The 11,436-nt window shown below is 50.5% G+C and carries 10 protein-coding genes and 1 tRNA gene; all 11 read right to left on the bottom strand.

Annotated elements, in window-relative coordinates; all coding sequences use genetic code 11:
• A partial coding sequence (locus tag VMT62_16845) for an NAD(P)H-dependent oxidoreductase subunit E (GenBank protein HVN98095.1) occupies positions 1-708 on the bottom strand: 708 nt, incomplete at its 3' end.
• On the bottom strand, positions 683-1,189 hold the full coding sequence (locus VMT62_16840; GenBank protein ID HVN98094.1) for an NAD(P)H-dependent oxidoreductase subunit E: 507 nt from the start codon (positions 1,187-1,189) through the stop codon (positions 683-685). The genes VMT62_16840 and VMT62_16845, both read right to left, overlap by 26 nt.
• An 81-nt stretch (positions 1,190-1,270) precedes the next feature.
• Positions 1,271-1,954 carry a redox-sensing transcriptional repressor Rex gene (locus VMT62_16835; protein HVN98093.1) on the bottom strand — a complete coding sequence of 228 codons (684 nt, stop codon included), beginning with the start codon at positions 1,952-1,954 and terminating at the stop codon, positions 1,271-1,273.
• A gap of 254 nt (positions 1,955-2,208) precedes the next feature.
• Positions 2,209-3,273, bottom strand: a complete 1,065-nt coding sequence (gene hisC, locus VMT62_16830; GenBank protein ID HVN98092.1) for a histidinol-phosphate transaminase — start codon at positions 3,271-3,273, stop codon at positions 2,209-2,211.
• Positions 3,270-3,929 carry a histidinol phosphate phosphatase domain-containing protein gene (locus VMT62_16825; GenBank protein ID HVN98091.1) on the bottom strand — a complete coding sequence of 220 codons (660 nt, stop codon included), beginning with the start codon at positions 3,927-3,929 and terminating at the stop codon, positions 3,270-3,272. Before VMT62_16825 ends, hisC begins: the two co-directional genes overlap by 4 nt.
• A 4-nt stretch (positions 3,930-3,933) precedes the next feature.
• Positions 3,934-4,431, bottom strand: coding sequence for a bifunctional nuclease family protein (locus VMT62_16820; GenBank protein ID HVN98090.1), 498 nt, complete (start codon positions 4,429-4,431; stop codon positions 3,934-3,936).
• 3 nt (positions 4,432-4,434) lie between these two features.
• Positions 4,435-5,751 (bottom strand): tRNA (N6-isopentenyl adenosine(37)-C2)-methylthiotransferase MiaB, encoded by a 1,317-nt coding sequence (miaB, locus tag VMT62_16815; protein HVN98089.1) that lies wholly within the window; start codon positions 5,749-5,751, stop codon positions 4,435-4,437.
• A gap of 78 nt (positions 5,752-5,829) precedes the next feature.
• Complete coding sequence (fbp, locus tag VMT62_16810; GenBank protein HVN98088.1) at positions 5,830-6,930, bottom strand: fructose-1,6-bisphosphate aldolase/phosphatase; 1,101 nt, start codon at positions 6,928-6,930, stop codon at positions 5,830-5,832.
• Positions 6,927-7,676, bottom strand: a complete 750-nt coding sequence (surE, locus tag VMT62_16805; protein HVN98087.1) for a 5'/3'-nucleotidase SurE — start codon at positions 7,674-7,676, stop codon at positions 6,927-6,929. The genes fbp and surE overlap by 4 nt, the downstream gene beginning before the upstream one ends.
• A gap of 199 nt (positions 7,677-7,875) precedes the next feature.
• Positions 7,876-7,951: transfer RNA gene (locus VMT62_16800), tRNA-Pro, on the bottom strand.
• A gap of 105 nt (positions 7,952-8,056) precedes the next feature.
• Positions 8,057-11,392 (bottom strand): chromosome segregation protein SMC, encoded by a 3,336-nt coding sequence (gene smc / locus VMT62_16795; protein HVN98086.1) that lies wholly within the window; start codon positions 11,390-11,392, stop codon positions 8,057-8,059.
• Between the last annotated feature and the right edge of the window lie 44 nt (positions 11,393-11,436).

The raw sequence follows: 11,436 nt of genomic DNA, 5'->3' as shown, positions 1-11,436 counted from the left end.
CATAATGCCCATATCCATGAAAGCCCCGGGGTCACCCTCATCGCCGTTGCAGATGACATACTTCTTGGAATTTTCCTGGATGCGCGCCGCATGCCATTTCTTGCCCGTAGGAAAGCCACCTCCGCCCCGACCCCGTAAGCCCGATTCACTGATGCGATCACAGACCTCTTCGGGCGTCATTTCCGAACAGGACATGACCGCGGCCATGTAACCGCCTTTAGCGATGTATTCGTTGATATTCTCAGGGTCGATAAGTCCGCAGTTTTTCAGCACGAACCGCTGCTGGTTCCGGTAGAAAGGCATCTGACTTGCGGTCAAACAGGTCGATTGTGTTTCAGGGTCAACGTAGAGGAGCCGCGTTACAGTCTCGCCGTTTCGAAGGGTCTTCTCCACGATTTCACCGACATCCTCGATTTTGACTTTTCTGTAGAGAATGCCCTCGGGCAGGATGGTGACCAGAGGGCCAATCTGGCAGAAGCCCTGACACCCCGTTTTCGATATAAAGACGCCTTCTTCTTCCTTCTTCAGTTCGATGATCGCCCCGATTTTTGCCTTTTTGGCGGCCTTGATCAGTTCTTCATAGATTTTCAATGATCCGTTCACGAGACAACCTGTACCTGCACATACAAGAACGCGCCGGCTTATGGCCGCCTCGTATTTTTCGAAATCGCGTTTTGTCTTATTAATTCCCATCATTGTGAGGTTCATGACCGATCTCCTTATTGAAAATACCATCGATAATATCGTTTGCCTTTTTCCTGGTCAGCTGGCCGTAAACCTCGTCATTGATCATCATGGCAGGAGCCAGCCCGCACGCGCCCAGACAATTGACCTTCTCCAGGGTAAAGAGCATATCGGGCGTGGTGTCGGTGTGTAAAGTGAGGTTGAGTTTCTTCGACAGGACTTCGTGGAGGTCCATAGACCCCTTGACGTGACAGGCCGTGCCGTCACATATGCGGATAAGATACTTGCCCTTTGGCTTGAGGGTAAACAGAGAGTAAAATGTGGCAACACCAAATACCCGTGCCGGGGACAAACCGAGAGACGTTGCCACAAAGGTGAGTATCTCTTGCGGCAGGTAACGGTATTCGACCTGAACCGCTTGGAGGATAGGGATAAGCCGGGAAGGGTTTCTGCCATTCTGATCCACAATCTCACAGACACGCTCAAATTTTCTTATTGTTTCCATGCACGCTTTTACCTCCGTGAAATAATCTTGTGATGACGCGACGATAGACGCTTAACATGAGACATATCTCTTACGTGTTCCCTAAATCTGTTTTTCTTTAGAAGCGAGCGCGAGAGACAACTTCTTCGACAGCACAACGAGAGAAGAGGCAAGGTTTTCGTGCTGTACAATAACGTCTCCCGGTACTTTGATTTTGATGGGTGAGAAGTTCCAGATGGCCTTGATGCCTGCTCCGGTCATTACATCGGAAAGCTCCTGGGCCGAGCTTCCCGGGACGGTCAGGATCCCTATTTTAATTCCCATGCGGCGGATCATGTTCGGTAATTTTGCCACATGGAGTACTTTTATCCCTTTCATCTCGGTCCCCACTTTTGACTCGTCGGAATCGAAGGCGGCAATGATATTGAGACCGTACTCTTTGAAGCCCTGATATCCGAGCAGGGCTCCTCCGAGATGACCAACACCGACCAGATACCCATCAGTCGTGTTGTTCCAGCCGAGAAAGGTCTCGATGGTTTCTATGAGCTCGGCCACATCGTAACCGAGCTTTGGTTTGCCTATGGCTTTGGTGATTTCGAGGTCTTTTCGTACCTGGATCGGTTGAACATGGAGATCATCTCCGATTTGATTTGATGAAATGTAATCAAGCTTCCGTTCATGGTGCATTCTTTTGAGATACTGGTGATAAAGAGGAAGACGTCGCAATGTGGGTTCAGGGATAGCCCTAAGGTTCTGATCTGTCTTATCTTGAGCGCTTTCTGGCATGTTCTGGTTTCTCCTCTATGATATTTCGTTATCGATAAAAATATATCGATATTTATTTATCATGTCAAGTATTTTTTCTGATTACTGACAAACGAGAGGTAGTGGTCTATCGAAGCGGGCTACAGACTTAGGATGCGGAAGACCTGAAGGAGTGACGGGATTCTGTCTGTAATGAGCCGTTGGCATTGTTTTGAGGCAGCGCAGAGGGGAAGGTATTGAGCGTCGGTTTTCGACGGCAATGTGGAAGAGCGGGTTTAGACTATTCTTTGTAACGCCTCGATGAAGCGTCTGTTTTCATCGGCGCGGCCGATCGTTACCCTGATATAGTCGGGAAGTCCGTACGCCCCCATGAACCGTACAAGGATTTGTTTGTCGAAGAGTTTTTTGGTGATTGTTTCTGCGTCCCGCCCCAATTTGACGAGGATAAAATTGGCCTCGGTGGGTACGTATTCGAGGGAGAGTTCTCTGAACGCATTATAGAAAAACTGTTTGCCCTGCCTCACGCTCGCGATCACCTTCTCTAAATGCTCTCTATCGGCGAGGGCGGCGCGAGCCGCGACGAGAGCGATCATGTTGACGCTGAAGGGCTGCTTTGTCCTCTCCAGAAAGGGGATAAGCGATTTCTTTCCCAGCCCGTATCCTACCCGCAATCCAGCCAGGCCATACGCCTTCGAAAACGTTCTGAAGACCACAACGGGAAAATCTTCCGTATATTTCAACGACTGGGGGAAGTTCTTGTGTTCGGCAAACTCGGCGTAGGCCTCGTCCACAACCACGAGAATCTCTGCGGGCAACGATTTTATAAATGCTGCAAAATCCTCCTCTTCGAAGATCGTGCCCGTGGGGTTCAAGGGATTATTGAGAAAGATAAGGCGAGTCCTTTCGTCGATGAGGTTCCGAAGCGCCTTAAGGTCCACGCGCATGTGGCTCACGGGCGCCCTTTTGACCTCGTAGCCATAAATCTGCGCAGCTATATGATAGAATGCGAAGGACGGCTCAGAGATAATCACGCCATTTTTTTTCTCGTGCCGCGCCGCCTTGAGCGACATTTCAATCAGCTCGTTGGAGCCGTTGCCGATCACGACCTGCCCCGGATGTACCCGATACTCCTCTGCGATGGCGGCCTTCAACTCTGCCTCACCTCCGGGGTATCTGCTGATCGAAGGCAGGGCATCGAGAATGGCCGTCATTACCTTCTCCGAGGGCGGAAAGGGATTCTCATTGGACGAGAGGATGGTCCATCCGTCCTCAAAACCGTACATCATGGCCTTAGGGTAGTAGGGAACACCCTGTATGGATTCGTCGATGCTCAGCTTCATGCGGATTTCTTCCCTATCCTGCGCGTGAGTTCCAGGGCGTTCTCCTGCATCTCGTCGAAATCTGCTGCGGTGAGCCCTGCGCCCATGGCAATTCGTAATGCGGCCGCACGGTCGGTCAGGTCTGACGGGCTGTGCGAATCGGTATCGAATATGAGTTTGGCGCCGAGCTTCTTTGCAAGGTTAACCACATGCCCATTTGTAAGGGAGTGTCCCTTGCGGGCACTCACCTCTAAAAGCACGCCCTGCTTTTGTGCCAGCGCCACATCTTCTTCGGTGATGAGTCCCGGATGGGCAAGTATATCTGCGCTCGCCTCGATGGCCGTCCTGTTTGTGCCTTTTTCTACGGGTTCGGCTATGGTTTCTCCGTGTACCACCACGTAGTGGATACCGAGGCGGCGTGCATGAGTGATCATCTCACCTATCAGGTACACCGGACAGTGCGTTATTTCCACCCCGGGGATGACCCTGATACCTTGATGGTACTCGACTTTTTCGGTAAGTTTCAGGATGGAGGCCACGACCTGTTCTATGGTTGTAACATCCACGTGGTCGCTGATACCCAATATGGTGTATCCCTTTACCTTCGCCCTTCTTGCCAATTCCAAGGGCAGGAGTTCGCCATCGCTCAGAAGAGAGTGTGTATGCAGATCGATCATATCTTTACATCTTATACTTTCCGAAGTCGTCCTGTGACAGGTTTTCGAGTATATCTTCCCACTCCGTTGCGTCGGTCACGACCTTGTCGCCCTTCTGTGTGAGATCAACTTTTGCGGACCGCTGAATTACGCTTTCCTCCACAAAAATCGATGCGCCTGTCCTAAGCGCAATGGCGATCGCATCGCTTGGCCTTGCATCGATCACAAGTTTCTTCCTGCCCATCTCTACGTACAGGAGGGCGTAGTACGTATTGTCCTTCAGGTCGTTGATCTCGATCCTGACCACCTTGGCATGCAACGTATCGAGGATATTCTTCAAAAGGTCATGGGTCATAGGCCTCGGCGTCTGGATGTTCTCCAGTGCCGTAGCGATGCTTGAAGCTTCGAGAAGGCCTATCCAGATGGGGAGAACATCGTTCTCGTTGAGATCTTTCAAAAGCACGATAGGGGTGTTGGTGAAAGGATCGACCGTAATGCCGGCAACCTTCATCTCCTTCAGCATGATCTACCTCCTTATTGCCTTCGGGTTTTCACCCCTTAGAGAATTAGCATAACCTTTTACGATGTCAACCTCCACCAATTTGTTAATCATATCTCTGTTTCCTTTGAAATTGACAATCTTGTTCGTCCGTGTCCTTCCGGTCAACTCCTCTTCGGAGTTCTTGCTCACATCCTCCGCGAGGACCTGGGTTTTTCTCCCTTCCATTTCTTTATTCTTCGCCAGGGTTATGGATTTCTGCACACTTTGGAAATGGCGCAATCTTTCGAGGGCCGCTTCCCTCGGCACAGGCTGGGGCAGATTCGCCGCCTCGGTAAATTTCCTCGGAGAAAAGGCGAAGGAAAAGACGCCGTCGAACCGCACCTCATTGATAAGATCCATGGTGTCGAGGAAATCTTTTTCCTCCTCGCCGGGAAATCCGATAATGCAATCGGCTGTTACAGCCATGTCGTGAGACCTCGCTTTAAGCATAAGCACTTTTTCAATATAGTCATCCCTCATGTAGCCTCTGTTCATGAGTTTCAGGATCTTGTTGGAACCTGACTGGAAAGGCAGGTGGATTGACTCGCAGAGTTTATCAAGCGCGCCGAAACATTCGATGAGTTCCGATGAGAGGTCCTTGGGATGGGAGGTAACAAAGCGTATCCTCTCGACGTCTGGTATCGCGTTAATCCTGTGAAGAAGCTCGGGAAAAGAGACGTCGTCCCGGTTCTTGTTGTATGAGTTCACATTTTGTCCGAGCAGGGTTACCTCCTTTACACCGGAGGCTATGAGCCCCTCGATCTCAGCGAGGATGTCGTCGCTTTTCCTGCTCTTCTCCCTGCCCCGCACGTACGGTACCACGCAGTAGCTGCAAAAGTTATTGCAGCCCCTCATAATCGTCACATACGCTTTTGCGGACCCCTTGGTGTTACCTGGTGTAGCCATGGGCCAGCTGTCGCTTGCGTTCTCGGAGAATTCAAAGAAAGGAGTTTTGTGCGCGGCATCTTGGACGGCCTCACAGATCTTGTGGATATTCGAAGGGCCCAGTGCGAAATCGACGAAGGGAAGCCTGTTACGAATTTCCTGCTTTTCGAGCTGGGCGATGCATCCTGTAACGCCCAGGATAGTGCCCCTTTTGCGCTTGAGGGTCCTTAAACGGCCCATACGGCTATAGAATTTCTGCTCTGCTTTTTCTCGAACACAGCACGTGTTGACAATCACCACGTCTGCCTGGCTCGCGTCGTTCACGTACGTGAAGCCCTTCTCCGTCAGAAGAGCGTTCATCCTTTCCATATCATGCTCGTTCATCTGACAGCCGAAGTTTTCAATGGCGAATTTCATAATACGTACAGAGAGAAGGCCGGCGAATCTATTCAACGCCCTTTATCCGGGAGGCACACCTCACCGTCCACAGCCTTTTTAATTTCTCACCTTAAACTTGGGCTCGAGCTTCTGCATCTTCTTTACGATTCCGCCGTATTCGAGCTCGGAATAAGGTAGCATGGCTGGGCCCGAGAAGCCCTGTTCCCTTAACTCGGTCGCCTTGCGTGATACTTTTGCCCTGATATAGTCCCAGTACGGGTGATCAAAGGCATCTGCAGGTTCGGTTAACTTACCGTTGTGTACGCAGAATCCGAGGGCGCTCACCACAGGCGGCCCGTCAAAATAGGAGACGCTGGAGTTCATCTTCACGGGCATGAGCGGGCCGTTGTGGCTGCCTCTCATAAAACCCGCAACGTAGTGTCCGATATTGAAGGGCGCCAGCACTTCCCCGGTAGCCGGGAAGGGCCCCTGGACCCTCACAAGCATAACAGGGTCGTCTTTGCCGGTATATTTGCCCGCTATATTGTGAAGGCGAGAGGTGCATGCAACGGCGCCGATCTCCCCTGTTTCTCGCGAATATACGGACTCGACCACATAACGTTCATTATCCCTGAGCAGCGCTGCGATGTCATAGAGTTCTTCCGGTGTGTTCAACTCTATGACCTTGTCGCCTTCGGTGTGGGCCACGTCCATGATCACAAATTTGAAGCCTTTTGCCATATTGGGAGAAAGCATCAGGCCTGAATTGTACATGGGATCTGCAAACATAAGGTACAGGGGAAGGTTGTATGCGCCGGGATCGGTCTTATCGGCGGCAAAGAAGACGAATGGCTCATTAGGCCGTTCCTCAAACTCCATCTCTGCCACGGCGGGTCCCATGCCCTTTACGTTTCCGGAAAATGAGTCCTTGAGAAGGTCCTGCCCCGCGCCGTACAGGCCCTGTTCTTTGGCTATCTCTGTACCTGCCACGAAGGCGTCCCAGGCGAACTTATGGATCTTGTCACTGCCCACACCCTGCGTGTGAGAAAAGAGGATTGCTATATCGTCTCCCGTATGGCACACGAAATGGTCGATGAACAGGCCTTTGTTGTTCTTCGAGAGAAAATCTTGGACGCCCTTGATGAGGCGCGCGCTTGGCTTGAGGTGACCGCCCAGGCTTCCTATGTCGGCTTTGATAATAGACAATGTGGTTTTCATGAACTCCTCCTGAAATATGTTTTATAGTCTTTTATTGAATCTATATGCGTCATGTCCAGGCCAAGGGGGGTTATGGAGACATAACCTTTTGCTACTGCATAAAAATCGGTGCCGCGAATCTCTTCGTAGGCATCGGATGTGCCGCCTATCCAGTAGTATTTCCCGCCCCTGGGGTCTACTCTCTCAAGAACCTCATCATTATATATTCTTTTCCCGAGCCTTGTCACCATAAAACCTTTTGTCTCTTTATATGGAATATTAGGGATGTTCGCATTCAAGAAGCTGTGCGTGAAGAGCGTTTTACCCTTAACGATGTCGATAATCTCATGGACGGCAAGGGCAGAGTCTTTGAAGAGAAAATCTTCGCGGGCGCATATGGATACGGCCATTGACGTTATGCCCAGGAAGGCTCCCTCCTTAGCTGCGGCCACGGTCCCCGAATAATGAACGTCCTGGCCCATATTCGGGCCTTTGTTGATGCCGGAAATAATCATGTCCGGTTTCCTCTTGAGAATCGCTTTAATGGCGAGGTAAACGCAGTCGGCAGGGGCCCCGTTTGTCGCGTAGATCCCTTCCTTGAGCTCTCTGATTCTTAAGGGTTTGTGCAGGGTAATGGCGTGTCCGATGCATGTCCTCTCCCTCTCCGGCGCGACCACACAGACATCGTGCGTTTTGATGAGGTCCTGCCTGAGCACTGTAAGACCTTCAGAATGGATACCGTCATCATTGGTCAGAAGGATTAACACGGGTCACTCAATCAAACAGAATTTTTCTCCTCGGGACACCACGGGGGAGATTATCTCATCCACCGTCACCGCGCTCAGCAGCCCTGTGACGGGCAAAAGCCTGAACCCCGCGGAGGGGCCTAGGGGACAGCCGGGCACACACTCGCGGGTATGAGATCTCCCGGCCAGGGTGCGGATGACGGCCCTATATATAAAAATATCGGGGCGACGGGATTTGAACCTGCGACCTCTTGCACCCCAAGCAAGTGCGCTAAACCATGCTGCGCTACGCCCCGATGCCATAAATATATAGGATAATTGCTCAAAAGTCCATATGTTTGGCGCCGAGCGTCGATGGCGTCCCATGGTGGACGCATGTTGGACGGAAGGATAGAAGCCCGTTACAGCTTTACGGAGACCGTCTTGGAGACGCCCACTTCTTCCATGGTGATGCCGTAAATCGTATCTGAGCACTCCATGGTAATCCTGTTGTGGGTGATGAAGATGACCTGGGTTTTCAGTCCCATGCCCTTGATGATCTCGAGAAGGCCCATGAGATTCGCATCGTCGAGGGGCGCGTCTATTTCATCCATGAGCGCAAAAGGAGTAGGCTTGGTGTCCATTAAAGCAAGGAGAAAGGCGAGTGATATGAGGGCCTTTTCGCCGCCGGAGAGGAGCTCCATTCTGAGAACCTTCTTCCCCGGAGGCTGGGCAAACATCTCAATACCCCCGTTTTCCTGATTGACGAGCAGATGACCCTTGCCGCCCTTGAAGAGAAGATCGGTGAACCGCTTAAACGCGTCATTCACTTTGTCGAACGTTTCAGTAAACAGCTCTTTGGTGAGATGATCGATCTTGGTAATCGTCTTCTTCAGGGACTCCATGGCGTTCTGCAGATCTTCTTTCTGTTTTTCCAGAAAAAGCAGACGCTCCTTCAGCTCAAGATATTCTTTTTCTGCCCGAAAATTGATTTCTCCCATGTCAGCGATTTCGGCGACCACGGCTTCCCTCTCCTCTTCGATGTTAGGTCTCAACTCAACCGTTACATCTGAGGGATTTTCGATATTATATGTTGTCTTGAGCCTTTCCAGGATGGTCTCTTGCTTTTCGGCAAGGACGGCCATGTCCTTATCGGTGTTTTCGCGTCTCACCCTGATTTTTTCCGTCTCTTTTCCCAAAACGTCAATGGCATCCTGCAGGGCCTGCTTTTCCATGTGAAGATTGCCGAGCATTTTCTTCAGCTCTTCAAATCGGGCGAGATGTTTTTCGTTCTCTATTTTCAGATCGTCGTAATCCTTCTCCAGCGCCTGAATCTTGTCCGAACGGCGACTTATTTCGGCCTGAGCCTGCTTAAGCTTACCCCGCCCCGTCTCTATCTCGCCGGCGAGGCTTCTTATGGCCGAGAGTTTTCGTTCTTTGTCCTCGTCAAGCGATTTCAACGCGCTCTTCTGTCTTTCAATACTGATGGTGATTTCATGCCATTTGGACCGGATGGCCTCATAGTCTTTCCTGATGATTTCGAGATCTGCTTTAAGCGCCGCCATTCTTGATTCGATATCGGCCTTTTCGGTTTCTGCGCGTTTTTTCTCTTCAGATAGTTGTTGCGCTTCGTCGGACGATCTGTCGTCAGTGAGGTCGATTCTCGCTTCAATGCCGTTTAGCCTCTCAAGCGTTGTTTTGAGCTGAGCCTCTACAATGAGAATTTCCTTCTCTGTTTTTCTTGCCGTATCTTCCTTACCTTCGCGATCCCTTTTTATCTTCTCGTACTCCTTTTCAGAAGCCGCAAAGCTTTCCTGCATACTGGCTATGGCGTCCTGACGGGTTTTCAGGGTAAGAGCTATGGTCTTCAATTCCTTTTCTAGCTTCAGTTTTTCTCTAAACTGTTTGAGATCGATTTTCTTGGCGTCTTTTCCGCTCAGTATGAAACCGCGGGAATCGATGCAGACCGTGTCATTCATGAATATGCCCTCTTCGCCTCCTTCGATGCGCGAGAGCGCCTCATCGATAGTTGGGACCCACTTTATATCCACTTCGACCTCGGATCCGCCCAATCGGAAGATGCCCTTTCGGGGAAAGAAAATATAATTTCCTTCCTGTTTCTGCACGATCGTCGAGATGACCCCAGATTCCTTGTCGGCGAGCACCTGGTACTCGAGCTCATGAGAGAAGAATCTTTCAAGCGCTTTTTCTTTGGCTTCCTCAACCTTAATCATGTTTATTAATTTGGTCGCGTCCTGTTCACCCGATTCGGAGCTCTCCATGAAGCCGCCGAGTTCACGGAAGAAATCTTCTTTAATCTTCCTTTCGTTCTTCAGGTTTTCCACGCCGGCGCGTTCTTCTTCGATGCGCCTCCGCGCGGTTTCGCGTTCCTCAAAAGCGCCAGCCGCCATCTCGCCAGCCGCGTGGAGGGCCTGGTTCTCTCTTTCGAGATTCTCTCTCAAGGTCGTGAGTTTCGCCTCAAGCCTCTCCATGACCTCTCCGAGTTCCCTTTTCTCGATGGCCTCTTTCTCTTCCCTTTTTCGTCTTTCAATCTCTATCCGCTCAATCTGGGCCAACCGGTTCTTCGTATCGGTCAGTTTGCTCATGGAGACGAAAAGGGCAGTCCGGTCTTCTTCAAGTCTCTTTTCGTATCCTTCTATGGTAGATTTGAGTTTTTCAGTCTGTTCCCGTAAACTGCTTTCGGCCGACTCTTCTTCATCGAGGCGACCCTTTTGGGCGAGCGATGTTTGGGAGAGTGTCTCCACCTCTTGCCCTGCCTCCTGTATCTGTGCGTTAGTCCTCGCCTCTTCTTCCCTGTAAGTGGCCGATTGCGTTTCGAGGCGCTGTCTTTCTTCCTTCACGTACTCGATTTCGATAAGGCGACTCTCCATATCCTTCTCTTTGCCCTTTATATCTACTTCGAGCTGTCTCTGAACGTTGTCAGTGAGGGCAAACTCCGATTCTTTAGCTTCCAGGTCGGTCTTGATCCGTGCTTTGTCCTCTTCTTTCTTCACGATCTCAAGCTCGAGGTCTTTCTGCCTTTCCAGAATTTTCACGATTCTTTTTGCGAGTTTTGCGTATCCATCGATAAGTGTCAACTTGTCAATCTCATGGAGTTTGTCCGCTAATACTTGGTATGCCTTCCATCGCTGCCATTCGTGTTCTGCTTTTTCGAAACCGGCCCCGACTTCTCTATATATATCCTCAATCCTTTCAAGATTCGCGGTCACTTCTTCCATTCTCGAGATTGCATCGCGCTTCTTCTCTTCGAATCGAGTGATGCCGCTGACCTCTTCAACTATGATCCTTCGTTCCAGTGGCTTCATCTGGATGAAGCTTTCTATCCTGCCCTGTTCTATAATGGCGTATGAGTTAAGGCCGATACCGGTTCCGAGAAAGGCGTCCTGCACATCTTTGAGCCTCACCAGATTGCCGTTGAGAAAATATTCATTGGTACCGTCCCGATATATTCTCCTCTTGACAACGAGGTCCTTGTCACCGTCGGTAAGATCAAGTGAAACCTCTGCTATGTTGACGGGTCTTCTGCCGTTACTGCCATGGAAGATAACGTCTCCCATATCCTTTACCCTCAAACTTTTGGTTCCTCTCTCGCCTAACACCCAGACGATGGCGTCGACGATGTTACTTTTACCGCATCCATTGGGACCCACAATGGAAGTGACACCCTCCGAGAACTGGAATACCGTTCTGTTGAGGAACGACTTAAATCCAAAAATTTCTAATCTTGCGAGCTTCAATAGTAAATCCTCTGCATACGATTTATGTGCTTAAGAACCGTCAC

Source organism: Syntrophorhabdaceae bacterium (assembly GCA_035541755.1).
In the GTDB taxonomy this organism is placed as follows: Bacteria; Desulfobacterota; Syntrophorhabdia; order Syntrophorhabdales; family Syntrophorhabdaceae; genus PNOF01.
The sequence above is the reverse complement of the archived record's forward strand: the minus strand, read 5'-3'. Positions and strand labels throughout refer to the sequence as shown.

Coding starts and splice junctions, on each gene's coding strand:
- VMT62_16840 (HVN98094.1), bottom strand. CDS start 1,189: ATGGAAACAATAAGAAAATTTGAGCGTGTCTGTGAGATTGTGGATCAG.
- VMT62_16835 (HVN98093.1), bottom strand. CDS start 1,954: ATGCCAGAAAGCGCTCAAGATAAGACAGATCAGAACCTTAGGGCTATC.
- hisC (HVN98092.1), bottom strand. CDS start 3,273: ATGAAGCTGAGCATCGACGAATCCATACAGGGTGTTCCCTACTACCCT.
- VMT62_16825 (HVN98091.1), bottom strand. CDS start 3,929: ATGATCGATCTGCATACACACTCTCTTCTGAGCGATGGCGAACTCCTG.
- VMT62_16820 (HVN98090.1), bottom strand. CDS start 4,431: ATGCTGAAGGAGATGAAGGTTGCCGGCATTACGGTCGATCCTTTCACC.
- miaB (HVN98089.1), bottom strand. CDS start 5,751: ATGAAATTCGCCATTGAAAACTTCGGCTGTCAGATGAACGAGCATGAT.
- fbp (HVN98088.1), bottom strand. CDS start 6,930: ATGAAAACCACATTGTCTATTATCAAAGCCGACATAGGAAGCCTGGGC.